The sequence below is a fragment of the Kurthia senegalensis genome (assembly GCF_000285595.1).
Classification (GTDB): Bacteria; Bacillota; Bacilli; order Bacillales_A; family Planococcaceae; genus Kurthia; species Kurthia senegalensis.
This window is the reverse complement of record NZ_HE611064.1, coordinates 1-25817: the sequence shown is the minus strand read 5'-3', so window position 1 is coordinate 25817 and position 25817 is coordinate 1. Positions and strand designations below refer to the sequence as shown.

Annotated in this window: 24 protein-coding genes, 1 tRNA gene, 1 rRNA gene and 4 pseudogenes; 8 read left to right on the top strand and 22 right to left on the bottom strand. The window is 37.4% G+C overall.

What is annotated here, in order from left to right; translation table 11 throughout:
* Positions 1–64: 64 nt before the first annotated feature.
* The 3 genes from KSHG_RS00405 to KSHG_RS00395 all read right to left on the bottom strand — a co-directional run bounded on the left by KSHG_RS00405 (position 65) and on the right by KSHG_RS00395 (position 2985).
* The gene (locus KSHG_RS00405) at positions 65–1519 is read right to left on the bottom strand and encodes a multicopper oxidase family protein (protein WP_147630465.1); all 1455 of its coding nucleotides are present in this window, start codon (positions 1517–1519) and stop codon (positions 65–67) included.
* Between the two features lie 173 nt (positions 1520–1692).
* Positions 1693–2652 carry a cation diffusion facilitator family transporter gene (locus KSHG_RS00400; protein WP_010300234.1) on the bottom strand — a complete coding sequence of 320 codons (960 nt, stop codon included), beginning with the start codon at positions 2650–2652 and terminating at the stop codon, positions 1693–1695.
* A 12-nt stretch (positions 2653–2664) separates the two neighbouring features.
* Entirely contained in the window at positions 2665–2985 is a 321-nt protein-coding gene (locus KSHG_RS00395; RefSeq protein WP_010300231.1) for an ArsR/SmtB family transcription factor, read from the bottom strand.
* A 332-nt stretch (positions 2986–3317) separates the two neighbouring features.
* On the opposite strand from KSHG_RS00395, the pseudogene KSHG_RS15725 reads away from it, so the two are divergent.
* Positions 3318–4620 (top strand): annotated as a pseudogene (locus KSHG_RS15725) (aminotransferase class I/II-fold pyridoxal phosphate-dependent enzyme).
* A 78-nt stretch (positions 4621–4698) separates the two neighbouring features.
* On the opposite strand, the gene KSHG_RS15720 reads toward KSHG_RS15725, so the two are convergent.
* A complete protein-coding gene (locus tag KSHG_RS15720; protein ID WP_010300222.1) occupies positions 4699–5847 on the bottom strand; it encodes an amidohydrolase in 1149 nt (382 codons plus the stop codon).
* Between the two features lie 182 nt (positions 5848–6029).
* Between KSHG_RS15720 and KSHG_RS18175 the strand changes: the two genes are divergently transcribed.
* Positions 6030–6188 (top strand): hypothetical protein, encoded by a 159-nt coding sequence (locus tag KSHG_RS18175; RefSeq protein ID WP_187119957.1) that lies wholly within the window; start codon positions 6030–6032, stop codon positions 6186–6188.
* Positions 6189–6245: 57 nt separating this feature from the next.
* On the opposite strand, the gene KSHG_RS18170 is transcribed toward KSHG_RS18175, so the two are convergent.
* A complete protein-coding gene (locus KSHG_RS18170; protein WP_154646857.1) occupies positions 6246–6419 on the bottom strand; it encodes a hypothetical protein in 174 nt (57 codons plus the stop codon).
* Between the two features lie 158 nt (positions 6420–6577).
* Here KSHG_RS18170 and KSHG_RS15715 point away from each other — a divergent pair.
* Positions 6578–7740 (top strand): annotated as a pseudogene (locus KSHG_RS15715) (iron-containing alcohol dehydrogenase).
* Here KSHG_RS15715 and KSHG_RS00365 read toward each other — a convergent pair.
* Entirely contained in the window at positions 7735–8130 is a 396-nt protein-coding gene (locus KSHG_RS00365; RefSeq protein ID WP_010300216.1) for a zinc ribbon domain-containing protein YjdM, read from the bottom strand. The pseudogene KSHG_RS15715 and the gene KSHG_RS00365 sit on opposite strands and share 6 nt — an antisense overlap.
* 156 nt (positions 8131–8286) lie before the next feature.
* Positions 8287–9237, bottom strand: a complete 951-nt coding sequence (gene cyoE, locus KSHG_RS00360; protein WP_010300214.1) for a heme o synthase — start codon at positions 9235–9237, stop codon at positions 8287–8289.
* 238 nt (positions 9238–9475) lie between these two features.
* Here cyoE and proC point away from each other — a divergent pair, with 238 nt between their 5' ends.
* Both proC and KSHG_RS00350 read left to right on the top strand, forming a co-directional pair.
* On the top strand, positions 9476–10270 hold the full coding sequence (gene proC, locus KSHG_RS00355; RefSeq protein ID WP_010300210.1) for a pyrroline-5-carboxylate reductase: 795 nt from the start codon (positions 9476–9478) through the stop codon (positions 10268–10270).
* 146 nt (positions 10271–10416) lie between these two features.
* Positions 10417–10635: a KTSC domain-containing protein gene (locus KSHG_RS00350; RefSeq protein WP_010300209.1), complete on the top strand. Its 219-nt coding sequence runs from the start codon at positions 10417–10419 to the stop codon at positions 10633–10635.
* A 238-nt stretch (positions 10636–10873) separates the two neighbouring features.
* On the opposite strand, the gene KSHG_RS00345 is transcribed toward KSHG_RS00350, so the two are convergent.
* Positions 10874–11143 (bottom strand): hypothetical protein, encoded by a 270-nt coding sequence (locus tag KSHG_RS00345; RefSeq protein WP_010300206.1) that lies wholly within the window; start codon positions 11141–11143, stop codon positions 10874–10876.
* A 123-nt stretch (positions 11144–11266) separates the two neighbouring features.
* Between KSHG_RS00345 and KSHG_RS00340 the strand changes: the two genes are divergently transcribed.
* Positions 11267–11962, top strand: coding sequence for an AzlC family ABC transporter permease (locus tag KSHG_RS00340; protein WP_010300202.1), 696 nt, complete (start codon positions 11267–11269; stop codon positions 11960–11962).
* Positions 11959–12276 (top strand): AzlD domain-containing protein, encoded by a 318-nt coding sequence (locus tag KSHG_RS00335; protein ID WP_010300200.1) that lies wholly within the window; start codon positions 11959–11961, stop codon positions 12274–12276. The genes KSHG_RS00340 and KSHG_RS00335 overlap by 4 nt, the downstream gene beginning before the upstream one ends.
* 72 nt (positions 12277–12348) lie before the next feature.
* Here the strand turns inward: KSHG_RS00335 and KSHG_RS00330 are convergent, their stop codons facing one another.
* Positions 12349–12735, bottom strand: a complete 387-nt coding sequence (locus tag KSHG_RS00330; RefSeq protein ID WP_010300198.1) for a hypothetical protein — start codon at positions 12733–12735, stop codon at positions 12349–12351.
* 564 nt (positions 12736–13299) lie between these two features.
* On the opposite strand from KSHG_RS00330, the gene KSHG_RS00325 reads away from it, so the two are divergent.
* On the top strand, positions 13300–14445 hold the full coding sequence (locus KSHG_RS00325; RefSeq protein ID WP_010300195.1) for a cation:proton antiporter: 1146 nt from the start codon (positions 13300–13302) through the stop codon (positions 14443–14445).
* Positions 14446–14492: 47 nt separating this feature from the next.
* Here KSHG_RS00325 and KSHG_RS00320 read toward each other — a convergent pair whose 3' ends face one another.
* The 13 genes and pseudogenes from KSHG_RS00320 to rrf all read right to left on the bottom strand — a co-directional run bounded on the left by KSHG_RS00320 (position 14493) and on the right by rrf (position 25686).
* A complete protein-coding gene (locus KSHG_RS00320; RefSeq protein WP_010300192.1) occupies positions 14493–15179 on the bottom strand; it encodes a YjjG family noncanonical pyrimidine nucleotidase in 687 nt (228 codons plus the stop codon).
* Between the two features lie 93 nt (positions 15180–15272).
* Entirely contained in the window at positions 15273–16400 is a 1128-nt protein-coding gene (gene nspC, locus KSHG_RS00315) for a carboxynorspermidine decarboxylase (RefSeq protein ID WP_010300190.1), read from the bottom strand.
* Positions 16400–17598, bottom strand: a pseudogene (locus tag KSHG_RS15710) (saccharopine dehydrogenase family protein). Before KSHG_RS15710 ends, nspC begins: the two are co-directional and overlap by 1 nt.
* 16 nt (positions 17599–17614) lie before the next feature.
* Positions 17615–18472, bottom strand: a complete 858-nt coding sequence (speB, locus tag KSHG_RS00305) for an agmatinase (protein WP_010300188.1) — start codon at positions 18470–18472, stop codon at positions 17615–17617.
* Complete coding sequence (gene speE, locus KSHG_RS15705) at positions 18456–19076, bottom strand: polyamine aminopropyltransferase (RefSeq protein WP_315970490.1); 621 nt, start codon at positions 19074–19076, stop codon at positions 18456–18458. Before speE ends, speB begins: the two co-directional genes overlap by 17 nt.
* The gene (locus KSHG_RS19315; protein ID WP_315970489.1) at positions 19034–19312 is read right to left on the bottom strand and encodes a hypothetical protein; all 279 of its coding nucleotides are present in this window, start codon (positions 19310–19312) and stop codon (positions 19034–19036) included. Before KSHG_RS19315 ends, speE begins: the two co-directional genes overlap by 43 nt.
* Complete coding sequence (locus KSHG_RS00295; protein ID WP_010300185.1) at positions 19296–20771, bottom strand: aminotransferase class I/II-fold pyridoxal phosphate-dependent enzyme; 1476 nt, start codon at positions 20769–20771, stop codon at positions 19296–19298. Before KSHG_RS00295 ends, KSHG_RS19315 begins: the two co-directional genes overlap by 17 nt.
* Positions 20768–21538 (bottom strand): adenosylmethionine decarboxylase, encoded by a 771-nt coding sequence (speD, locus tag KSHG_RS00290; protein ID WP_042231194.1) that lies wholly within the window; start codon positions 21536–21538, stop codon positions 20768–20770. The genes KSHG_RS00295 and speD overlap by 4 nt, the downstream gene beginning before the upstream one ends.
* A gap of 489 nt (positions 21539–22027) precedes the next feature.
* A pseudogene (locus KSHG_RS15700) lies at positions 22028–23007 on the bottom strand (alpha-ketoacid dehydrogenase subunit beta).
* A complete protein-coding gene (pdhA, locus tag KSHG_RS00280) occupies positions 23008–24033 on the bottom strand; it encodes a pyruvate dehydrogenase (acetyl-transferring) E1 component subunit alpha (protein WP_010300177.1) in 1026 nt (341 codons plus the stop codon).
* Between the two features lie 11 nt (positions 24034–24044).
* Positions 24045–25280: a dihydrolipoamide acetyltransferase family protein gene (locus tag KSHG_RS00275; protein WP_010300173.1), complete on the bottom strand. Its 1236-nt coding sequence runs from the start codon at positions 25278–25280 to the stop codon at positions 24045–24047.
* A 216-nt stretch (positions 25281–25496) separates the two neighbouring features.
* A tRNA-Lys gene (locus KSHG_RS00270) sits at positions 25497–25569 on the bottom strand.
* A 5S ribosomal RNA gene (gene rrf / locus KSHG_RS00265) occupies positions 25570–25686 on the bottom strand.
* Positions 25687–25817 lie beyond the last annotated feature (131 nt).

The window sequence follows — 25817 nt, the reverse complement described above, 5'->3', positions numbered from 1 at the left end:
TACATTATACATCGTAAATATGCTTGAACAATGGAGTATTTTTTAAGAAATAGACACAATTCACTTATTTCACTTGAATTTGCCCCATCATACCGTTATCTTCATGTTCTAAAATATGACAGTGGAACATGTACGTTCCTTTATAAGGAAATGTCACAGCAATTTTTGCTTTTTGTCCAGGTTGTAACGTAATCGTATCTTTATATCCTTGTAAACTTGCTTCTGGTTTCTCTCCGTTAATAGAAAGCACTTGGAATTGCGTTCCGTGAATGTGGAATGGATGAATCATTCCGCCTTCATCTGTAATCGCATTTTCAATTTCCCATACTTCTGTTGCCCCTTGTTTTTGAGTGAAATCAATACGATTTTCGTCAAATTTTTGTCCATTGATTGTAACGTTCTCTCCCATACCTTCCATCTTCACAACTTTTGATGCTTCTTGTTCATATAATTTTTCATCGGTATTTATCGTATTTAATTTCGTCGTTGCACTAGACGTTACGACATTTTTTGATAATTGAATTGGCATCAGCACCGTGCCATCTTGATCTACTAAGTTTAGTGAATTTCCTTTTACTTTCGAGAAGTCGACGAGTATTTCAGCACGTTCTCCTGCACCTAGCAATAAATCAGACATTTTTTTAGGCGTTTCTAAAAAGCCACCATCTGTTGCAATTTGTGTGAATGCAATGTTTTGATCAAAGTGAACGTGATAATTTCGTGCGTTCGATCCATTTAAAATACGTAGACGAACGAGTTTCTTATCCGTATGAAGTGCCGCATTCACTACGCCATTAATCATCATCGTATCGCCGTAAGTACCATCAATGTTCGCTACATCTTTATAGACGAGCTGTTGATCTTTCGTAAATGTACGATCTTGTAAAATGATTGGGAAATCATCTTCTCCGTACGTTTTTGGTATGTCAAGTGCTTTTGATTTCATATCGTCAATATATAAAAGGCCCGCAAGTCCTTTATACACTTGTTGTGCCGTATTTCCCATTGGATGTGGATGATACCATAAAGTCGCCGCTTGTTGCGTCACTTTGAAATGAATTGTTTGTTCTCCACCCGCTTCAATCAATTTATGTGGACCGCCGTCTGCATCTCCCGAAACTTCTAAACCGTGCCAATGGAAAGTCGTCGCTTCTTTCAATTTGTTTTTCAAATGAATCGTCACGTCTTGCCCTTCTTCTAATCGTAACGTTTGTCCTAATAAGCTGCCGTTATAACCGAACGTTTCCGTTTGATGACCTTTAAACAACTCACTCTTACCAGTTTGTGCAGTAATCGTATACGTTACGTGATTGCCTTTTTTAGCATCTGGTTGCAATACAGCTGGGAAAGTTAACGTATTTTCACCTGTATTATTTTGAAGTTTTTTCTGTTCATGATCCATTGCACCGTTTTGTTTCGTATGCATCATAGAATGCGTTTCTTTTGAATTTGTATTTTCTTTTTCTGTTTGTGCTTGGTTACAAGCAGTTAGCAACACACTCGTTGCTACAATCGCCATTGTCCATTTTAATTTCACGTCAAAGCGCCACCTTTCTCCTCTGTTCAGTATAACGAAGAAAGATGAATAGAATATGAACAACTTCTGACATTTTCATAACGATACACGATGAAAAACAAAAAAAGACTTTCAAAACGACGAATCGTTCTGAAAATCGTTGTTACGTACGACAATTAATGATGATGATGTTCTTCCTCATTCAAATCGCAAAGCAGCCCATCGTGATGTGGTGTATCACTTGATTCACATTGAATCGTAATGTGCTTAATATTTTGATGAAGCAATCGATGTTCGATATCATTTAAAATTGGTTGCATTTCGCCAATCGTCAAATCATTTTCTACGACAATGTGGCAGCTTAGTGCATTCGTCCCGCTCGTAATCGTCCAAATGTGCAAATCATGAATCGTTTTGACCGCTTCTACTTCTAAAATCGTTGCAGCTACTTGATCAAAATCAACATTCATTGGCGTACCTTCCATTAAAACATGAACAGAATCCTTCGTAACAGCTAAACCGCTTCGTAATACTAATAGGGCAACGATAATACTCGCTAATGGATCCGCCCAAGACCAGCCGAATGCCATAATTAAAATGGCTGCGATAATCGCACCAACAGAACCTAACATATCGCTAATAACGTGCGCAAAAGCAGCACGCATATTTAAATTATCTTTCGTATCGCCACCGCGCATAATAATCCATGCGACTAAAATATTTACGAGTAACCCAATAATCGCAATAATCATCATACCTTGTGTCGCAATTTCCACAGGTTCTCTAAAGCGACGAATCGCTTCAATAAAAATATAAATAGCAATGGCAATTAATGTAACGCCATTAAATACAGCAGCAAGTATTTCGAATCGTTTGTATCCAAATGTTTTATGATTATTTGCTACTTTTTCTGCCATCGTAAAGGCAACTATACCAACACCAAGTGAAATCGCATCACTTAGCATATGACCGGCATCAGATAATAATGCTAAACTATTCGTCCAAATCCCACCAATAACTTCTACAACCATGTACGCTGAAATTAAAATAAACGCGATAATTAACGTTTTTTTATTTGCTCCATGCGTATGATCATGCCCTGCATGGTCATGTCCGTGACTATGTTGATGTCCCATATAAAATTCCTCCTAGCAATGAGCGGCATGCTCAATCATTTTTTTTAAAATTAACATCACATGTTCGTCTGCTTGTTTATAAAATATGTTCGTTCCTTCTCTTCTCGAGCGAACGAGTCTCATATTTTTCAAGAAACGAAGTTGATGAGAAACCGTCGATTGTTTCAATTGTAGCGTTTGTGCAATTTCATTTACTGTAATTTCTTTTTCAAACAACAAATACAAAATGCGGATTCTCGTCGGATCACTAATCGCTTTAAACGTTTGAGAAACGAGAAATAATGTTTCTTCATCTAATGGCGTATGCAGCGACGAAAAATCGTGATTTCCCATACGAAACACCTCCTATGTGCATATATGATTATATGTTCATATATAATATACGTCACCGCATTTAGTTTGTCAAAATGAATGTATACTAACCCTTTTACATATTCCAAAACATACGTAGCTCTTTCACTAACGAACTCGAACAACCAATGTAGTTTCTTGCATTTTTATCTTCTTTCTCTCATATATATGATTGCATTTCCTTTCTTTTGACATTATGATGAATGTAGTCATGCAAATTGTGTGAAAATGCGAATAAATCGTACAATCTTTTCGTTATCTGTTCGTTATTTTCCGTAATCTTTTGCAAAAATATTGAAAAAGAGGCGACGTTTATGCATAAATTAGCAGCTCAATTAAACGACACATTACAAGAAAAAGCTCCGAAAGTATTTCATATGCTTTCTAACTTAGGGAAAGAATTATATTACCCTACTGAAGGCATTTTATCGCAATCTGCTGAAGCAAAATCAGCGAAAAAATACAATGCAACAATCGGTACAGCTTTAGAAAATGGCAAACCTATGCATTTAAAAGTAATTCAAGATACGCTAAGTGCTTACGAACCGAAAGATTTATACTTATATGCACCCCCAGAAGGAAAAGCTGAATTACGTCATGCTTGGCGCGAAAAAATGCTTAAAGAAAACCCTTCACTTCAAGGGAAATCATTTAGCACACCTATCGTAACGAATGCATTAACACATGGTTTATCAATCATTGCAGATTTATTTGCAGATACAAACGATGCCTTAATCATTCCAGATAAGAACTGGGAAAACTATGACATGGTGTTCGGTATTCGCCGCGGTGCTCGTGTCGTTACATATCCTCTTTACGATCAACAAGGTTCTTTTAATGCAACTGCACTAAAAGAAACGATTATTGCTCAAAAATCAGAAACTGGGAAAGCGATTGTTCTATTAAACTTCCCTAACAACCCAACAGGCTATACTCCTACTGCTGAAGAAGGAGAAGCGATCGTACAAGCAATCAAAGAAGCGGCTGAAGAAGGCGTAAACGTTGTAGCCGTAACAGACGACGCTTACTTCTCACTATTTTTTCGAAAACTCGATTACACAATCTTTATTCGGTCAATTAGCAGACATTCATGAAAATGTATTAGCCGTAAAAATTGACGGTGCAACGAAAGAAGAATACGTATGGGGCTTCCGTGTAGGGTTCATCACATATGCAGCAAAAGATGCCGCTGTTCTAAAAGCACTTGAAGAAAAAACGCGTGGTATTATACGTGCAACCATTTCTTCTGGTCCACACCCTTCTCAAACATTCGTTTTAAAAGCATTACAAAGCGATCAATTTGACGTACAAAAACGAGAAAAATTCGACATTATGAAACGTCGTGCACTCAAAACGAAAGAAGTTTTAGATAGTGGTAAATACGATGATGCCTGGGATTACTACCCATTCAACTCAGGTTACTTTATGTGTTTGAAATTAAAAACCGTTTCTGCCGATGCGCTTCGTCCAGTAGCACTTGAACAATTCGGTGTTGGTGCGATTGCATTAGGTGAAACGGATTTACGTGTCGCTTTCTCTTGCATTGAAGAAGAAGGCATCGAAGAATTATTTGATCTATTGTACGCAGCTGTTAAAGAAGTAGAAAAAACGAAGTAATCCTTTCATTGAAAGAGACGCAGAACTTTTCGTTCTGCGTCTCTTTTTGCGTTTCTATATAAGAATTGTATGTTTCTTTTAATAAACAATCGCATCCGTCGACTTATTTCGCTGCGCTGTGAAACGAAGTGCATTCACAATTGTTTGTGTCATAATCTCTATGGCTGGATACAATCCATCGAATTGGAACGTCATATTCGGATCATGTAGCCCCGGGGTTGCTCCACATCCGACGCCGAGCATTGTCGCTTTTACAGAAGGTCTTTTTAGCGTGTAATAATGGAAATCTTCCCCACCCGGTGTTACGACATCTTCAGCGAGTCCTCGTACACCACAAACTTCAATAATAGACTGTTTCATTAATTGTTTGGCTGTATCATCTACTTGTGCCGCAACAATCGTCGCTTTCGTTTCAAATTCAATTTGAGCGCGATGTGCTTGTTCTACACCTAAAATGGCTAATTGTAATTGATGCATTAGTTGTTCCATCCCCTCATTCGTTTGGGAACGTGCATCGATCGTAAAATGTGCAATACCAGGAATCGTATTCGCATTTTGAACATTACCTGCTTGGAAGCTCGTTAACTTGACAGAAGAGGGAATCATCGGATCAATATGAATGTGAGAAAGTGCTGCTACTAAGCTCGCACCAATCTCGATTGTATTTTTACCGAGATGTGGCCTAGCACCATGACATTCTTGTCCAAAAATCGTTCCTTCGATTAATCGTGCCGCTCCGTGATATAAGACCGGGCTATACGTATTTTCAATCATTTCTTGAATGGGACGGATATGCATACCGAAAAGAAAACTTAAATCATCTACAAGCCCTCTTTCAACGAACGAAAGTGCCCCATTTCCTTTTTCTTCAGCCGGTTGAAATAATACACGTACTCTCCCCTCATTCGGTTTCAACGTCTTTTGCAGTAAAAATAGTACACCGATTGCCATCGTCATATGGGCATCATGACCACATGAATGAACGCCTTTAAATTCCCCATTCACTTGTTGCCATAAACCGTCAATGTCTGTCCGAAGCCCGACAATTTCTTTTCCCTTTCCTATTTCTACATACAATCCTGTGGAGCCTTCAAATGTTGTAACATGAAAGCCTTGCTTTTTCAGCAAGTCGGCTAAATAGGCGGTCGTTTTATATTCTTGCCAACCTACTTCCGGCATCGCGTGTAAATCTTCAAATACATTTTTCAAAAACCGCTTCATTTCCATATCTAACCGAGACAAAAAATCACTCCGTTCTTCTATTTTCATTTAAATATTTCTACTCTAACATACACGTTTTCTATTTACAAATTTCCTTTGAAATATTTACAAATTATTTTGCAAAAAAAGTTTGAAATTTTCTGTTTATTTATATATAATTTAAGAAAAGCGACAAGGAGGAAATGATGATGCAAACACAAAATAAACGGTTATATGATGTAAAAGACGAACAACTTTATTTCCTTGATGCGAATACGACAATCGAAGAATTAGAAAATGCTTTAGATGAATTACTCGTTCTTATTCAATTAAAAAATACGACATATAACTATACGCCCGCTATTTAAAATGAATCACTTTTCCATACAAAAAAACGATCAAGAATTTTTCTTGATCGTTTTTATTTACATTCTTTTCGTTCGATACAATGTAATCATCATAGCCGTACCAAGAACCCATAGTCCTAGTAAAATCGTCGTAATGACCCCATTTAATTTAAAAATATCTAGATCGCAATAAATGAAATAACTAATCATAATTACGATCCAAATAAGTTGAATCAATAATTGTTTCATCATTTTCCCTTTCCTTCGCCGATTATCATCATTTCTTAGTTATACAATGAATTTGAAAAAATTACAATGTACGTTTTATTTTTATAGTAGATAAAATTTTCCATCTATTTCAGTTGAACAATTCCACTCTATTACTTATGATGAAAAAAAGGAGTGATTTTATGGATTCATTTACGTACTACAATCCAACGAAACTTCATTTTGGTAAAGGCCAAATTGAAAATTAAAAAGAGAGATTCCTAAATACGGACAAAATATTTTGCTCGTTTACGGCGGTGGAAGTATTAAAAACAATGGTATTTACGATGACGTATACGAAACACTCTCTTCTTTGAACGCCAACATTATCGAGTTTGGCGGTGTAGAACCAAACCCTCGTGTGGAAACCGTCGAAAAAGGGATTCAACTATGCAGAGATTTGGCAGTTGATTTTATATTAGCTGTCGGTGGTGGTTCTGTCATCGACTGCGTAAAACTAATAGCTGCAGGTGTCCATACAAAAGCACCTGCTTGGGACATCGTGACGAAAAAAGCAAAAGTAGAACAAGCACTCCCATTCGGTGTCGTGTTAACAATTGCAGCAACTGGTTCTGAAATGAATTCAGGTTCTGTCATTACGAACTGGTCAACGAAAGAAAAATATGGCTGGGGGTCTCCGCTCGTCTTTCCGAAGTTTTCTATTTTAGATCCGAGCTATACATTTTCGGTTCCGAAAGACCAAACGATTTATGGCATTGTCGATAGTATGAGTCACGTATTAGAACATTATTTCCATACAACGGCCCATACTGAATTTCAAGATCGCATGTGTGAATCTCTCTTAATAACGATTATGGAAGCAGCTCCTGACGTGTTAAAAAACCCTGACGATTTTGATGCACGTGCAACGTTAATGTACGGCAGTACGATGGCGCTAAACAACATGATTAATATGGGATTCCGAGGCGATTGGGCTACGCATAATTTAGAACATGCTGTTTCAGCTGTGCACGATATTCCACACGGTGGCGGACTCGCTATTTTATTCCCTAATTGGATGCGTCACTTCGTACAAGAAGACGTGAACCGCTTCCGTCAGCTTGCTACTCGTGTATTCCACGTAGATACTTCTGGTTTATCTGACTTAGAAGTTGCATTAAAAGGCATCGAAAAACTCGAACAATTTTGGACGAGTATTGGCGCTCCTAGCAAATTATCAACATACGGTATTACAGAAAATACGATGAACATCATTATAGACCGTGCGATGCGCCTCGGTACGTTCGGCAATTTCGCAAGCGTTACGGAAGCAGACGCTATGACGATTTACTACGCTTCTTTATAAAAACAAAAAACTTCGAAATGAATCACTTCGAAGTTTTTTTGTTAGAACAATTTTTTTAACGAATTTTGATTTAATATAAAGCGTTCCGAAACTTTCTACTTTCGCTTCTAAATCATGTCCGTCTACATCACCACAAAAGCGAATGCTTTTCACTTTCGTTCCGGCTTTTAAATCCGAAGTCGCGCCTTTTACTTTTAAATCTTTAATAATCGTAACGCTATCTCCTTCATTCAAAACATTCCCTACACTATCACGAATTAGAGCAGCTTCTTCAGCTTCTTTTTGTTCAAAGGCTGTCCATTCATGCCCACATTCTGGACAAACAAATGCCAAGCCATCATCATACGTGTACGTCGATTCACATTTCGGGCAATTTGGAATTGTTTCCATGATCTTCACTCCTTTTTATTTATCCATTTTATGATGCCATGGAAAAGACTGAGAAGAAAACAATTATTTATAAAATCAGTAATCTTTTCTTTTTCTGTTCACGATTTGAACATAATTACGTATAAAAAAGAGCCGTATGTGCTACGGCTCCTTTCGTTACGCATAAAATTCCATATAAATACCGATAACCGCATATATAATGACAGTCGAGAATAATATAACCATGTGCAAAAGAGAATATACGAATAAAATATTCGCCCATTTTTTAGGATCTTTCTTACGATAGCCATAAATATTCATGACAAGCCAACATACACTTAAAATCATCGCTACGAGCATTAATCCAATGCTTAAAAATCCGAGTGGAATGCAGCAAATTGTTAAAATAACTAAATAAACATTCGTCATGACATACGTTCTATGCAACCCTTTTGCTACGGGTAACATTGGTACGTTCGCCGCACGATAATCTTCCATTTTACGAATCGCGATTGCGTAAAAATGTGGCATTTGCCAAATAAGAGAAATAATAAACAAACTAATAACTGCTGGATGGAATATGTCATTACTCACAACACCCCAACCAATTAAAGGTGGCATTGCACCTGATAAACTGCCTACTTCGGTGTTATAAACCGTATGACGTTTCGTCCACATCGTGTACGGAACGACATATAAAAACCAACCGATAAATCCTAGTAAAGCAGCCATTGGAGAAGCGACAAATAAAATGCCTACTCCTGCTACGAGTAATACGACGCTTAAAATCAGCGTCATATTCGGTGAAATTTCTCCGGTGACAGTTGGTCTTTTTTGCGTACGTTTCATTTTGGCATCGATATCTCGATCGTACCAATTGTTAAATGCTCCCGCGCCGCCAATAACAGCTCCGGTTCCAATAATTGCACATATAACAGCGAGCCATTCGTCTAACGGATTCACTTTATATGTGTACATAGCAAGCGCTAAACCAGCAAACATCGTAATTAAATTCGACTTAATAATACCGGTTTTAATCGTTTGTGCGATAATTTTACTCCACGTAGGTGTTTCATCCATAACGATATGTTGACTCGCTGTATTTTTTGTCTTTTGATGACTTCGCATGTGTTTCATTCCTTTTCAAAACAAATACTTCATTATTTTTAACGAGTGACTTCCATTCACGACACTTTTCAATACTCCTATCATATCAAAAAATAGAACAATGTCCTATCCTATTTGACGATTTCACATAAAAGACACGAATTCATTTATGGCTATTTTAATCGTTCTGATACAGAAATCTACCTATTTGTCCTACATTTCGTTATACTAGTGAAGAATTTGAAAGGAGTCTTTTATTATGTCTTACAGTTTTATTGGTCTCGGCAATATGGCCTCTGCTATTATCCGTGGAATCGTAGCGAGCGATTCAACAAATGCCGAGAAAATAATCGGGTTTAACCGTACGATTACGAAATCAAAACAATTAGCTGCTGAAACAGCGATTCACGTCGCTTCTACATTAGAAGAAACGTTAGAAACAGATTTTCTATTTATCGGTGTAAAACCACATCAAATAGAAGAACTTGCCCCTACATTGAAAGGTCACTTAAAACCACATCAATTAATCATTTCGATGGCTGCCGGAACGTCTATTGAAACATTACAACGTCTATTCAACCATCCTAATGTTATGCGTATTATGCCAAATGTGAATGCAGCCGTTCATCATTCAACGACTGCTTATGCTGTTGCAGAAGCAGTATCTGCCCCACAAAAAGACGCAGCGGTACAACTTTTACAAGCAACGGGTTCAATGATTGAATTAGAAGAAGATCAGTTCGGTATTTTCTCTTCGATTGCTGGTGCCTCTCCTGCTTTCCATTATTTATACATGGATGCTATTGCTCGTGCTGCCGTTAAAGAAGGCATGCCTAAAAATATCGCTCTTCAAATTGCAGCAGACGCTGTACTAGGGAGTGCCAAAATGGTTTTAGAAAGTCAGACGCATCCGATTGAATTAGTTGACCAAGTTTGCTCACCTGGTGGGACGACAATTGAAGGTGTTATGGCATTAAAAGCCAATCAATTTGAACACGCTGTTCATGAAGCTGTTCATGCAGTTATTGAAAAAGATCAATCTTTTCAAGATTAATTACTCACGCTTTTCAGCAAACACTTTCTGACTTTTAGAAAGTGTTTTTTTGTCGAAAAATTCTCCTGTCACAAAATTGACATTTTGAATAGAAAACTTTATATTTAAATAAATGAAAGCGTTTTCATAAAGAAGGAGGAATACACATGTTATCTAATATGATTCCTGTAGAATCAACAAAAATAAAAGCAATCGGTTATGAAGCAAGTCCGATGATTTTACGTGTAGAATTTATTAAAGATGGTGCCTTTGAATATTACGGTGTACCTGAACTCGTTTTTGAAGATTTTCTCGATGCAAATTCTAAAGGTGTATTTTTCGTTAAATTTATTAAAGATCGTTATCGTTACGTAAAAGTAGGTTAACTTAAGTAAGAAGCTCGGATAAAAATACACATTCATCCTCTATTTTTATACGCGATACGGGAATTACCCTTCCATATCGCGTGTTTTTTAAGTTTATAGTATGAATGCGACGCCTGTTTCTTTTGAACGGAGAAGTCGGCGAAAAAACTATGGAACAGACAAAAAAACATGCATGATTTAAATAAAATCGTGCATGTTTTTTCTTATTGACGAGGATTTTGTTCTCGTCTCTTTTATTTTACTTTTGAATAAACGTTACAGCAGCTTGCAATAAAGCTTTCCAAGAATCGTACGATGAATGTTCTTTTACAAATTCATTCAAATCGGATTCGCTATAATTTTGAAGCGTTGATAAATCACTTAAATCGATTGGTAAAGCTTTCATTAACTCTGGAATCGATGAGAACTTCGTATGCTCTTCTACAAACTCTTCAGACAATAAATCTGACAAGCCAAATTTTCCGCCTGTAATCGCTTGTACTTGCGCTAATAATTCAAAAATATTCATACTGAATTCCTCCTTTAACTATATTTCACAATTGTACAAAATAAAAAGAACTTTGTCTACCTATTATAATAGCTAGATAATTTTCTGACAATTCTGTATTCTATTCGTAGGAGTGTGATACATTTGCAACAAACAACGACGTTCTCAGAAGGATTTAAAGATTGTGTACCTACTTTAATTGGCTACATTAGCATCGGCTTCGCTTTTGGTGTTGTCGGGATTGCTTCCCATTTATCATTAATAGAAATCACATTATTATCTTTACTCATTTATGCAGGCGCTGCTCAATTCATCTTTTGTAGCTTAATCGTAAGTGGTGCGCCGATGACTGCCATTATTTTAACGACGTTCATCGTTAATTTGCGCCATTTTCTTATGGCTTTTTCGGTTGCTCCTTCTTTTAAACACTATTCAACTGTTCGAAACATCGGCTTCGGTACACTACTAACTGATGAAACATACAGTGTCGCCATGACTAAACTAGCACAAGGAGAAACATTGAAAGGCAATTGGATGGATGGCTTAAATATAACAGCTTATAGCGCATGGTTTGTAGCTTCTATTTTAGGTGCGCTCGTCGGAAAATGGATCCCGAATCCTGAAAGTTGGGGACTAGATTTTGCACTAACCGCTATGTTTGTCGCTTTATTAATTTTAAATTTACAAACCGTCACAAAATCTCGTCTACGTCATTATTTGATGTTAATTATCCTTATGGGGATTTGTATGTACATAATGATTCAGTTGTTTCCGAGTCACCTTGCCATTCTTATTAGTACAATTATCGTTGCATTGATTGGAGTGTGGACAGATCGATGATTTCATCTTCTATGTTTATCGTTATTCTTTTATGTGCATTCGTGACATGGCTCCCACGAATCATTCCTTTTATAATCGTTAAAAGGACACCACTTCCTCAGTCGGTCATGAAATTTTTAGCTTACATTCCAATTTGTATTTTAAGCGCCCTTATATTTGAATCGATTTTTGTTCAAGGGGCAACCTTCACGACGATTCGCCTTAACAATTTATGTGTCCTTCTTCCGACGGTCATCATCGCTATTTGGACAAAAAGTTTATCAATCACCGTTATTGCAGGTGTTGCTATTATGGCATTCGTTCGCGCCGTATAGCCATTTTAATAATCTATATAAAAAAGGAACGACGCTTATTAGCATCGTTCCTTTTTTTATATAGATCATACGTTATGCAACGACAGATTTCCATGTTTCTGGAAGAATCTCGTTAAATTGCTCACGTTGTTTATTCGTTAATCGTTTAATTACTATTTCCCCGTTTTCGATAACAAAATGATCGCCTTCTTTTGCAGAGAACAAGCATTGTAATAAAAATTTTGCTGCTTCCGTAGTCATCGTTTCTGCTTTATAGCCTGTACGTAGCGCACGTTCAAATTGTGCTGGATTTTTCTCAAATAAAGAAAGTAAAGAATCAAATTCCATATTAGCTACTTTCCCTTGGAATGCTGCCAATTGTTGGCGTTTCAATTTGTACAAAATTTCATCATTTGTAAATCCATTGCTGCGTAATGCCTCAATTTGTAAAGCATTTGTTAATTCGATTGTTACTGTCATAAACAACTTCCCCTCTGTGAAAATAAATCACGCGTCTATTATAGCAGTATCATTTCAGCTCAATCGGAAATAATATTGTTGTAAATATACAATATCAATTCACTGTAGCGCCGTCAATACGTCACCTCATTATATAAAAAGTAAAATAATTACAATAATTCCGAAAATTTAGTCCACTCTATTTATCGCTATATTGCACTGCTATCTTGTACTTCATACAATTTTCGACAATTCGACATTTTTTCGTATTTTCATACACGAACAATTTTATACTTAAATCTAAATAAATCGTTTGAATACCGAACATTAAAGTCGTGTATTTATATCATTCAATAAATATATAAAATGAATTTTTATGCTTAATATAGAATAAATAAAATTTCTATTCGACAAATTTTTAGTTCTTCCTTGAGTCGTTCATTTTCAGACAGCTTACATACATTATGATATAATAGTAAACAGTTTCGACGAATACATACTATCGACATATTGTCAGAATCGCCAAACAATAAACAATTTTCAGTTAAATTTTTAGAATTTTCTTTCAATTTCAGGAGGGTATTTATGGAGCTCATTTTACAACTAATCATCATTATTGTTGCCGCAAAAATTTGCGGTACAATCGCCTCTCGTTTCGGGCAACCTAGCGTACTCGGTGAAATTATTGCCGGGATTTTAATTGGACCGGCTGTTTTCGGTCTTGTAGAAACGAATGATTTTTTACACTTATTTAGCGAAATCGGCGTCATCTTCTTAATGTTCTTTGCTGGTACAGAAACGAACTTAAAAGATTTAACGAGTAGTTTACGCTCTGCCCTAACTGTCGCAACAATGGGCGTCATCTTACCTTTTATCGGCGGCTATATCGTCGGGATTTCATTTGGTATGGATACTCTTCATGCCGCCTTTTTAGGTGTTGTTCTAACGGCTACATCGGTTAGTATTTCCGTACAAACATTCAGAGAACTCAATTACATGCATACGAAAGAGAGTGCCACTGTTCTTGGTGCAGCAATTGCCGATGATATTATTGGCTTAATCATTTTAGCTGTAATGATTAGTTTAACAGTCGGTGGAGATACGAGTATTTCAATCGTGCTTCTAAAACAAGTTATTTTCTTTGCTGTTATTATAGCCTTACACAAACTATTACCGATAGTGACAAAGATTGCTGTGAAATTACCGATTCCTGATTTTTCACTCGTTTACGGGGTACTTCTTTGCTTCCTTTATTCATGGTTTGCAGATGCTATGGGAATTAGCAATATCATCGGTGCATTCTTTGCCGGTTTAGCACTCGCTAATAACGATACTATTCGTGAACAACTCGAAGGAAAACTACTACCTTCTGTTAATGTTCTCTTTATCCCGGTATTCTTTACGAGCATCGGTTTAGTCGTTTCGTTAAACGGTGTCGGTGAACATATTTGGCTCATTATCGTTCTTTGTCTCGTTGCTATCATTACGAAAGTCATCGGTGCTGGGTTCGGTGCTAAAATTACAGGTTATTCGATGTCCTCTTCTTTATTAATTGGTACAGCTATGATTTCGCGAGGTGAAGTCGCTTTAATCACTTCTGCTATCGGATTTGAAGCAGGCCTCTTCTCACAAGAATATTATACGCCAATGATTATTGCAATTGTCGTATCGACGCTTGTTACACCACCGATGTTGAAAGTATTAATTCAAAAACAACAAAAAATAGCGTAACTATTTATAAAAAAGCTCGAAGTCGTGATGACTTCGAGCTTTTTTTATTAGGCAAATAATTGGAGTACTTCTTCTAACGTTTCCATCGTATACGTCGGTTGAATCGCTGTCGTATTTTCTTCATGATGGAAATTAATCCAACACGTATCGATTCCTGCTGTAATTCCACCTTGGATATCACTCGTTAATGAGTCTCCGATAATTAGCGTCGTCTCTTTCACAATTTCAGGTGAACGTTCAAAAACGGTATCAAAAAATTCGATTTGTGGTTTATGGTATCCTATTTCCTCTGAAATATAAATCGCTTCAAAATAAGACGTCCATCCTACATTTTGAAGACGACTACGTTGCGTATGTTGAACACCATTTGTCACGATGTATTTCGGAATATTTTTCAAAGTATCTAACACTTTTTGTGCCCCAATGACCGGATCTTTTCCCTTGGCTAATAATTGTTGATATTCATTAGCAAGCGCTTCTCCATCTACTCGAATGTCATAAATATAAAACGTTTCAAAAAAACGTGTATGTAACAACTGTTCTTTCGTCATTTCATTTTTTTCATAAGCACGCCACAGGCTACGATTAATTTTTTGGTACGTACGATGTAATCGTTCTTGATCTAATGTTGGACCGTATTTTTCTAAAATGATTGATAAAGCCACTTCTTCTGTTGCATCAAAATTTAAAATAGTGTTATCAATATCGAATAGTACGTGGGTATATTTCTTCATTCAAATTGCTCCTCATTTTTCACAGTTGTTTCCATCCTATCATAAATCATATTGTAAACGTGAAAAAAGTCGCGAAATCGCGACTTTTTTTCATTAAGATAATCGATTTTTGAAATCTTCATACTGAAATCTTTTTTGTACATGACACGTGCCGTCTTCTTTTAAAATAACGATGTCTGGTAAGGCCATACCATTGAACGTATTATTTTTGACCATTGAATAAATGGCCATATCTTCAAAAACGAGTCGCGTGCCTACTTGAATTTCTTCATCAAAAGAATAATGGCCGATGACGTCACCTGCTAAGCAAGTCGGGCCCGCAATTTGATACATATGGAGCTTTTCATTTTTCTCACCACTATTTTTAAGCGGTGGACGGTAAGGCATTTCGAGTACGTCCGGCATATGACAACTTGCGGATGTGTCTACGATCAATATGTCGCCATCATTGTTCACACGATCTAGTACGGTCGTTACTAAATAGCCCGCTTCATACGCAATCGCTTCTCCCGGCTCTAAATACACGATGACATTATACTTTTGTTGTACGTACGTAATGCATTTTTTTAACAATGCCAAATCATAGCCGTCTTTTGTAATGTGGTGCCCACCACCAAAATTAATCCATTCCATATCGTACAGCACATCCCCAAAGCGACGTTCTACTGCTTGAATAGTCGTCCAAAGATCCAAACTATCTTGCTCACATAACGTATGAAAATGTAGTCCTGATACGTTGTGTAATTTATCCTTTTCAAAAGCTTCCTCTCGAATACCGAAACGACAGCCTTTAGCACATGGATCGTAAATTTCATGACCGACTTGCGTCGAATGTTCTGGATTAATACGAAGACCTATTTTTTTATTCGCGCGCAGCACTGCAGGTCCGAATCGTTCCATTTGAGAAAAGGAATTAAAAATAATATGGTCGCAAAGTGAGACAATTTCTTCAAATTCACTTTCTTTATATGCTGGAGAAAAAATATGATTTTCTTTCCCCATTTCTTCTTGTCCTAATTTCGCTTCATATAATCCACTTGCCGTTGTCCCACTCAAATATTGTCCAATTAATGGATACAAACTAAACATACTAAATGCTTTTTGCGCTAATAGTATTTTACATCCCGTTTCATCCATGATTGTTTTAAGTAAGGCTACATTTTTTTTAATGAGTGCTTCGTCCACAACGTAAGCAGGCGTTTGAATCTCATTCATGTTCATTATTTTACAAGCTCCGGCGTTTCTGTTTCTTTCCAAGGAAGTCCCCATTTATTAAGTGCTTCCATAAATGGATCTGGGTCAAACTGTTCAATATTGAATACACCTGGTTTTTGCCACGTTCCGTCCATAACTAAGCTTGCCCCAATCATCGCAGGTACACCTGTCGTATACGATACGGCTTGCGAACCAACTTCTTCGTAGCACGCTTCATGGTCACACACATTGTAAACATAATATGATTTTCTTTCGCCATTTTTAATTCCTTGGAAAATACAGCCGATATTCGTTTGACCTTTCGTACGAGGTCCAAGAGATGCTGGGTCTGGTAACATCGCTTTTAAAAATTGTAATGGTACGATTTCTTTTCCTTCGTACATAATCGGTTCAATCGATGTCATGCCGACATTTTCAAGGCATTGTAAGTGACGTAAATACGATTCTCCAAATGTCATGAAGAAGCGAATGCGCTTAATTCCTGGAATGTGTAAAGCGAGTGACTCGATTTCTTCGTGATGTAATAAATACATGTCTTTCTCTCCGACTTCCGGGAAGTCATACACACGTTTAATTTCCATCGGTTCGGTTTCAATCCATGCTCCTTCTTCCCAATATGAACCTTTTGCCGTTACTTCACGAATATTAATTTCTGGATTGAAATTCGTTGCGAATGGATAGCCGTGATCCCCTGCATTACAATCTAAAATATCAATGTATTCAATTTCATCAAAATGATGTTTCAATGCATGTGCTGAAAAACACCGGTTACACCTGGGTCAAATCCTGAACCTAATAACGCTGTAATCCCCGCTTCTTCAAAGCGTTGTTGATAATCCCATTGCCATTTATATTCAAATTTCGCTGTATCTTCTGGTTCGTAGTTTGCTGTGTCCATATAATGTGTCTTTGTCGCTAAACACGCATCCATAATCGTTAAATCTTGATACGGTAACGCTAAATTCATAACGATATCTGGTTGTACGTCTTGAATTAACGCAATTAGTTGGTCTACATCATCTGCATCGACTTGTGCTGTCGTAATAATCGTTCCTCGCCCGTCTAATTTTTCTTTTAACGCATCACATTTTGATTTCGTGCGACTTGCGATACAAATCTCTTCAAATACTTCACTATTTTGTACACATTTATGAATCGCTACAGAAGCGACTCCCCCACATCCGATAATTAACGCTTTTCCCATTTTAATAACCTCTTTTCTATTTTTGTAATGCTAGTAAAAATTCACGAATCACTTTACCCGCTAGTGCCGTCGAACGACCTGTTGGATCATAAATAGGTGCTAATTCATTCACGTCACACGCAACGACATTCACGGACGTACAAACGTTGATCATCGCGTGCAACAATTCTGTAAAACGAACGCCTCCAGCTTCTGGCGTCCCTGTCCCCGGAAATTCAGACGGGTCTAATACGTCTAAATCAATCGTAAAATAAACAGGCGCATCGCCAATCGTATGCAACGCTTCTTGCAACTGTTCAAAATTAAATTTTTGTAATGTCGTATGCCCTTCATTTGCCCAATCAAACTCTGGACGATCGCCTGAACGAATACCAAATTGAAAAATCTTACCGTCTCCTACTAAATCATGACAACGTCGTAAAACCGTCGCGTGAGATAATCGCTCTCCTAAGTAATCGTCTCGTAAATCTGTATGCGCATCAAAATGAATAATATGTAAATTTTCGTATTGATGATGTGCCGCCCTTACAGCTCCAAGTGTTACTAAATGTTCTCCCCCAATCATCATAGGTACTTTCCCTGCACGTAAAATATGTGTCGTACGCTCTTCAATTTGTTCCAATACTTTTTTAGTATTCCCGAAAGGAAATTCTAAGTCACCACTATCTAAAATTGATGCATCAACTAAATCTTTTTGTTGATAAGGACTATATGTCTCTAACCCGAAAGATTCCATTCTGACCGCTGCTGGTCCGAAGCGAGTTCCCGGTCGATAGCTTGTCGTTCCATCAAAAGGTGCACCGAATAATACGTGTGTCGCTTCTTCAAAATTTGCTTCACATCCGATAAATTGGACATTATTTTTGCTCAACATTTCGTAACAACTCCTCTACATAATTCGGTAAGTAAAATGCACCTTTATGTATATTTTCATTATAATATTTAGTCTGAATTTTCAATTTTTTAAAGTCGTTTTTTCGCTGATTTCGAATTGGATGATAGCTTTTCGATGCAAAACCAAACAACCAATGCCCAGACGGATACGTTGGAATATGTGCTTGATACACGCGACTAATTGGAAAACTTTCTGTTATTCGTTTATGTGCGCGTTGCATTGCCATGCAGTCTTCTTCATAAAACGGACTTTCGTGCTGATTGACCATAATGCCATCTTCGCGTAAAGCACTATAACAATTACCGTAAAATTCTTTCGTGAATAATCCTTCTCCTGGTCCAAACGGATCGGTAGAATCGACGATAATTAAATCGTACGTATTTTCAACAGAGCGAACGAATTTTAACCCGTCCGCAATATGGATACGGACACGCGTATCTTGAAAACCACAAGCCGTTTGTGGAAGATATTTTTTACATACGTCAATAACTTGTTCATCAATTTCAACGAGATCGATTGCTTCAATGTCTGGATATTGACTTAACTCTCGTAAAACCCCTCCATCTCCAGCTCCAATAACCAATACTTTTTTACATTTGGATGTACGGACATCGGTACATGCACGAGCATTTCATGATAGATAAATTCATCTTTTTCCGTTAACATCATAAAACCATCTAACGTTAAAAACCGTCCAAATTCAGGGCTTTCAAACACATCAATCCGTTGAAAATCACTTTTCCCGCTATAAAGTTGTTCGTTTACACGAATTGAGAACTTTACATTGTCCGTATGAAATTCGCTATACCAACATTCCATGTTCGTCCTCCATTATATTTATTTTTAAAACGTCTAAATCTTCCGTCCCCGTCAATTGACAGCCTTTTTCTTTCGCATATTGAATATACTGCACAATGGGCTCTGTAATCATTTCGCCAGGCGCAACAATCGGAATGCCTGGTGGATAACACATGACAAACTCCGTACTCGCTTTTCCAATAGCCTCTTCTAGTAAAACCGAGCGCTTCGTACGATAAAAAGCTTCTTGCGGCGAATAGGCAACGATTGGCTCAATGTATTCTTGACGCAATAAATTTCTTTTCTCTTTAGAAAAACGTCTTTTGATGTCGACAAGTGCACCAACGAGTCGTTCAATGTCTCGTTCACGGTCCCCAACAGACACATACGCTAAAATATTGCCTAAGTCACCAAACTCAATTTGAATATCATACTCATCACGCAATAAGTCGTATACTTCAATGCCAGCTAATCCAATATCAAGCGTATGAATCGACAGTTTCGTCGGATCCATCGTATAAATACTATCGCCATTTATTAAATCTTCACCAAATACGTAATAACCACCGATTTTCGTCAATTCTTCTCGAACGTACTGCGTGAACGAGACGACTTGTGAAAAAATTGCCTCGCCATCTAATGCCAAGTGCCGTCTTGATAAATCAAGGCTCGCCATTAACAAATACGAAGCACTCGTCGTTTGCGTTAAATTAACAATTTGTCGAACGTAATCGGCATTGACGGAGTCTCCCATTAACAAAAAAGAACTTTGCGTTAAACTACCACCTGATTTATGCATACTAACAGCTGCATAATCAGCTCCAGCTTCCATAGCAGAAATCGGCATATGCTCACCAAAATAAAAATGTGCCCCGTGCGCTTCATCTGCTAACACTTTCATACCGGCTTCATGTGCTAGTTCGACGATACCCTTCAAATCTGAACAAACGCCGTAGTACGTCGGATTGTTCACAAAAATAGCTTTCGCATGAGGGTGTTCTTGAATCGCTTCCTCTACTTGTTTCAAAGACATCCCGAGTGCAATACCTAACCGTTCATCCACGTCTGGATTCACATAAACAGGAATAGCCCCATTTAAAACGAGTGCATTGATGACGCTACGATGAACATTTCGCGGCAAAATAATTTCCTCTCCACGTTTCGTCGTTGCAAAAACCATCGCTTGCACAGCCGATGTTGTCCCACCGACCATAAAAAAAGCTGCTTTTGCTTTAAACGCTTGTGCTGCAATGTCTTCCGCTTCTTTAATAACCGATACAGGATGGCATAAATTATCGAGTGGTTTCATCGAATTCACATCTACAGATAATGTTTTTTGTCCTAAAAAATGAAGTAATTCCGGATTACCACGTCCACGTTTATGTCCTGGTACATCAAAAGGAACAATTCTTTTTTCTTTAAAACCTATTAGTGCATCATAAAGTGGTGCTTTTTGCTGTGTCGTTACTTTTGTGATCACGACCGTTTAACATCCTTCCCTTTGAAAATTTCATCCATTTCAATCGTTAGTGCCTGAAGCATTTCTTGTTGTTTCGAGTGTGAAATTTGCTCCATTGACTGGTTAAAAATATATTCTTCCAAGCTCAGTTCCTTTAAACGCATTCGAGTGTGGTATAAGTGAACACGTTGCAAATTATCATCTATCGCATCATATTTCTGTCGTGTATCACTTGAAATAAATTGTTGAATTGAGTCAATCGGGTGGTCAATGTACACCTTGTTACCGTGAACATCTCTCGTAAAGCCTCGAACGCGATAATCCATCGTAATTACGTCCGAATCGAAAGAGTCTATTAAATAATCGAGTGTCGATAATGGTGTAATTTCACCACAAGTTGCAACGTCTATATCTACGCGAAAAGTAGCTAAATGATTTTCAGGATGATATTCCGGATACGTATGAACCGTAATATGACTTTTATTTAAATGCGCAACTAACGTATCTGCCCCGTATGTAGCAATTGGTTGCTCTGCAATTAAACACGTTACACTGGCACCTTGAGGATCATAATCTTGCTTCGATACGTTCAATACTTCCGCGCCAATCATATTCGTCACATTTTTTAAAATAACAGTTAGACGGTCTGCATTGTATTGCTCGTCGATATATTGAATATACGCACGTTGTTCTTCTAGCGTTTGTGTATAACAAAAATCATATATATTAAAGCTAAGTGCTTTCGTTAAATTGTTAAACCCATATAATTTTATTCTCTCCAACGCCATACCTCCAACAAAAAAAGAGCAAGTAATGCATACGCATCACTTGCTCTTGAATTTATAAATACCGAAAAAAATCATAATTAGGCGTCATCAAAAAAACAGAAAATCATCTAAAAAGATTCGTATTCGAAATAAATTCGATCATGGTTTTAGAGTCTATTAGCAAATAATTACTTTTTACTACTCATATTGACCAATTTCACAAGTTGATGTGTATCATTTATACACACTGGTTGTAAAGTAACCAACTTATAAAACTTGAGCTTCTAACTCAATCAATAGGTGGATGGCTCCACCAAGCGGCAGTTGACCCGGCTGTCCGTATGGCCTTAACTCTTTAAAAGAGTGGTCAAAATAATCATTGCTCGGAAAGACTCACTCGAATTCGACTTCCCTTTTGAACAACGCACTCATCGTAACAAGCTTAAAAATTTTTGTCAATGTTTTTCTGAAAATTTTAATTGTTAATTTTTCTTTTATTCTTCAAAAAAATTAATTGTATGTTAATAATTCTTCAATGGCTGCGACAATTCTTTGTTCATTCGGCATCCATTGTCTTTCAATTGTTCCAGCCGGATATGGTGAATCGTACCCAGTCACTCTTTTAATTGGTGCGACGAGAGATAAAATCGCTCGATCCGCTACTAATGCGGCGATTTCAGCTCCTATGCCATTCGTTTTTACCGCCTCATGTACAATTAATAAACGTTCTGTTTTCTCAACAGATGTAACAATTGACTCAATATCGAGTGGTGCCACAGTTCGTAAATCAATTAGTTCTATCGATATGTTTTTAGATTTCATTTTATCAATTATTTGCTTAAGAAGGACGACTGGAGGCCCCCAAGAAACGACCGTTACATCCGTACCTTCTTGCACTACTTTTGCTTTACCAATCGGTACTTCATAAAACTCATCCGGCACTTCTTCTCGTATCGAACGATAAATACTCATCGGCTCTAAAAAAGAACGGGATCTGGATCTTGAATAGCGCTCAACAATAATCCTTTTGCATCATATGGAGAAGAAGGCATGACAATTTTAAGCCCTGGGGAATGACTATAAGACGCTTCTAAACTATCTGCATGTAATTCAGGTGTATTGACGTTTCCCCCGTAAGGACTTCGAATAACAAGTGGTGCATGATATCTGCTTTTCGAACGATATCTCATACGTGCAGCCTGATTGACAATTTGATCCATCGCTTCATAGGCAAACCCAAAAAATTGAATTTCAGCAACCGGTTTTAAGCCATTTAAACTCATTCCAACTGCTGTCCCAATAATAGCTGATTCCGCTAATGGAGTGTCCATGACACGCAATTCCCCGTACGTCTCCTTTAATCGATCCGTCGCGCGGAAAACGCCCCCGTTCGTTCCTACATCTTCTCCGAGCATAACAATCGTCTCATCTTGTTTCATCGCTTGCATAAGTGCTTCATTGATCGCTTCTACAATGGTTTTCTGTGTCATCTAGGCTCCCCCTAACGCATCAATTTGTTCTTGAATAACGAGTGGTACATCTTCATAAACATGATGAAGCATTTCGGCTAATGTTGGAGCAGGTGTATTTTCGACAGCCAAAACAGCCTCTTCTATTTCTTCTGAAACCGTTTTCTCGATTCTACTCTCAAATTGCTCATCCCATAGCCCTTTTTGTAATAAAAATCGTTGGAGCCTTACGATCGGATCTTTTTCCGCCCAATTCATTTCTTCTTGTTGTTGACGATATTTTTTCGGATCATCAGACGTCGTATGAGGACCTTGTCTATACGTAACGGCTTCAACGAGGACTGGACCTTCATTCGCCTTCTCATAGGCTCGCTTCATTACATCATAGCAAGCTAAAACATCATTACCATCTACGTACTCATATGCCATATTGTACGCATTCGCTTTTTCTGCAATTGTTTCTGTATTCATTTGTTTGTGCACAGGTGTACTGATGGCATATTGATTATTCTGACAAATAAAAATCACAGGTACTTGATACACGCTCGCAAAGTTGAGTGCCTCATGAAAATCACCTTGGCTCGTTGCACCATCACCGAAAAATGTAATTGTTTTCACATCTTCCTTTTTAATTTTAGATGCTAGTCCAATTCCAACTGCGTGTAGTAATTGTGCTGCAATAATAATTTGGATTGGCAAAACATTCACATTTTCAGGAATTTCATTTCCGTCGCTATATCCTTTAAAATATCGAATAATCGTTTCAAGTGGGACACCATGCAACATCGTAGCTACAGAATCTCGGTAACTCGGTGCAATCCAGTCTGTTTCTTTTAAGACGAGCGCACTCGCTACTTGAATCGCTTCTTGCCCACTTAAAGGCGCAACGAGTGCCATTCTACCTTGCCTTTGCATTTTATACATTTTAGAATCAATCATACGACCACGTTTCATTTCCGCATACATCGTTTTTAACATTTCATCTGATGGTAATTCATACTGCCCTGTTAAAGTACCATCTTCATTTAGCCATTTTACTAGTTCCATCATGTCACCCCCTATAATTTCAACAACAATTTGTTTGGATTTTCAATATAAGATTGGAAAGCATCCATAAACAAGCCAACTGCTTCACCATCAATAATTCGATGATCAAATGACAGACTCGCACCCATTACGGTTCCTATCCCAATCGCTCTATCTTTCAAAATAACAGGTTTTTCAACCATTGCATGCAAGCTTAAAATGGCAACTTGCGGTGGTGTCATAACTGGCGTCGCATAAATACCACCTTTCATTCCCGTACTTGAAATTGAGAACGTTGCGCCTTTCAGCTGATCAAATGTTAATTTATTCGTTTTACCAGCTGTCGTCAATTGCTGTAAGTTAACCGCAATTTCTTCTAATGTTTGCGTTTGTACGTCTTTTAATACTGGAACGATTAATCCTTGTTTCGTCGCCATCGCAACACCTAAATTCGTAGTACTTTGATAAACAATTTCTTCTTTCTCTTCATCAATTCTCGCATTGAAAATAGGATATTCTTTTAACACTAAATCAACAATTTTCACGAAAATCGGTAAATATGTCATTGGATTTTCAACATATTGATTTAAGTCTGCTCTTAAATTAATTAACTCCGTAACATTTATTTCATACATAGCTGTCGTATGAGGAATCGTACTTTGTGCGATTGCTATGTTTTGATACATTTGTTTACGAACACCGACAATTTTTTCACGATGTTCTGTAGGCTTACTTTGAGATATTGTATTTGTCGTCACTTCAGATTGCTTCGAATGACTTTGTTTCTTTCCATTCGTACTATTTCGAACGTCTTCTTTTGTGATCCTATTTTTAGGTCCCGTCCCTGAAACATTTTGCAAATTCACATTTAATTGATTTGCCAGTTTACGGACACTCGGTGCTGCTTTTACACGTGTTTGTAGTGCTAAAGGTTGTTCTTTTATATTTTGTTGTTCTACGATAGGCTCTCGTTCTATGGACACTTCTTTTACGAATGGTTCTTCTTTTTCACTATGCAATTCTTCATTGTGATCATTCGTTTTTAATTCGACTAATACATCTCCGACGATAATTTTGTCTCCTACATCCCCAAATGTAGACTGAACATAGCCTTCTTTCGTTGCAGTAACTTCAATAGCAACTTTATCTGTTTGAATTTCAACGAGTGGCTCATCTCTTTTTACTTGATCTCCACTCTTAACAAACCATTGCAAAATTTCACCATCATGCAACCCTTCCCCAACATCACTGAATATTATTTTCTCCACAATCTTCACCTCTTCATCTAATATCTATAATTTGGAAACGCTTACATTTTATTATATTAAATTAATTACATAAAATAAATTAAAATGTATATCTTTTTATACCCCCTGAAAAATATTATTATGCACCATTTGTTAATGTTTAACTATTCTGAATATTTTTTGTGTATTTTTTCATATAAAAAAAGCACTCAAACATTTTGTTTGAGTGCTTTACTATGAGTCATGCAGGATTCGAACCAGCGACCCTCTGATTAAAAGTCAGATGCTCTACCAACTGAGCTAATGACTCGCCTAGCAACGTCCTACTCTCGCAGGGGGAGAACCCCCAACTACCATCGGCGCTAAAGAGCTTAACTTCTGTGTTCGGCATGGGAACAGGTGTGACCTCTTTGCCATCATTACTAGACTATGAAAGATTGTTCTTTCAAAACTGGATAAAACTTGATATGAAAATATATTTGGTTAAGTCCTCGACCTATTAGTATTCGTCAACTCCACACATCGCTGTGCTTCCATCCCGAACCTATCAACCTGATT

Excerpts from the sequence above, each read along its gene's own strand:
- KSHG_RS00405 (WP_147630465.1), bottom strand. The coding sequence starts at position 1,519 with ATGGCGATTGTAGCAACGAGTGTGTTGCTAACTGCTTGTAACCAAGCA.
- KSHG_RS00400 (WP_010300234.1), bottom strand. The coding sequence starts at position 2,652 with ATGGGACATCAACATAGTCACGGACATGACCATGCAGGGCATGATCAT.
- KSHG_RS00395 (WP_010300231.1), bottom strand. The coding sequence starts at position 2,985 with ATGGGAAATCACGATTTTTCGTCGCTGCATACGCCATTAGATGAAGAA.
- KSHG_RS15720 (WP_010300222.1), bottom strand. The coding sequence starts at position 5,847 with ATGGAAATGAAGCGGTTTTTGAAAAATGTATTTGAAGATTTACACGCG.
- KSHG_RS18175 (WP_187119957.1), top strand. The coding sequence starts at position 6,030 with ATGCAAACACAAAATAAACGGTTATATGATGTAAAAGACGAACAACTT.
- KSHG_RS18170 (WP_154646857.1), bottom strand. The coding sequence starts at position 6,419 with ATGATGAAACAATTATTGATTCAACTTATTTGGATCGTAATTATGATT.
- KSHG_RS00365 (WP_010300216.1), bottom strand. The coding sequence starts at position 8,130 with ATGGAAACAATTCCAAATTGCCCGAAATGTGAATCGACGTACACGTAT.
- cyoE (WP_010300214.1), bottom strand. The coding sequence starts at position 9,237 with ATGCGAAGTCATCAAAAGACAAAAAATACAGCGAGTCAACATATCGTT.
- proC (WP_010300210.1), top strand. The coding sequence starts at position 9,476 with ATGTCTTACAGTTTTATTGGTCTCGGCAATATGGCCTCTGCTATTATC.
- KSHG_RS00350 (WP_010300209.1), top strand. The coding sequence starts at position 10,417 with ATGTTATCTAATATGATTCCTGTAGAATCAACAAAAATAAAAGCAATC.
- KSHG_RS00345 (WP_010300206.1), bottom strand. The coding sequence starts at position 11,143 with ATGAATATTTTTGAATTATTAGCGCAAGTACAAGCGATTACAGGCGGA.
- KSHG_RS00335 (WP_010300200.1), top strand. The coding sequence starts at position 11,959 with ATGATTTCATCTTCTATGTTTATCGTTATTCTTTTATGTGCATTCGTG.
- KSHG_RS00330 (WP_010300198.1), bottom strand. The coding sequence starts at position 12,735 with ATGACAGTAACAATCGAATTAACAAATGCTTTACAAATTGAGGCATTA.
- KSHG_RS00325 (WP_010300195.1), top strand. The coding sequence starts at position 13,300 with ATGGAGCTCATTTTACAACTAATCATCATTATTGTTGCCGCAAAAATT.
- KSHG_RS00320 (WP_010300192.1), bottom strand. The coding sequence starts at position 15,179 with ATGAAGAAATATACCCACGTACTATTCGATATTGATAACACTATTTTA.
- nspC (WP_010300190.1), bottom strand. The coding sequence starts at position 16,400 with ATGAACATGAATGAGATTCAAACGCCTGCTTACGTTGTGGACGAAGCA.
- speB (WP_010300188.1), bottom strand. The coding sequence starts at position 18,472 with ATGTTGAGCAAAAATAATGTCCAATTTATCGGATGTGAAGCAAATTTT.
- KSHG_RS19315 (WP_315970489.1), bottom strand. The coding sequence starts at position 19,312 with ATGGAATGTTGGTATAGCGAATTTCATACGGACAATGTAAAGTTCTCA.
- speD (WP_042231194.1), bottom strand. The coding sequence starts at position 21,538 with ATGGCGTTGGAGAGAATAAAATTATATGGGTTTAACAATTTAACGAAA.
- pdhA (WP_010300177.1), bottom strand. The coding sequence starts at position 24,033 with ATGGAACTAGTAAAATGGCTAAATGAAGATGGTACTTTAACAGGGCAG.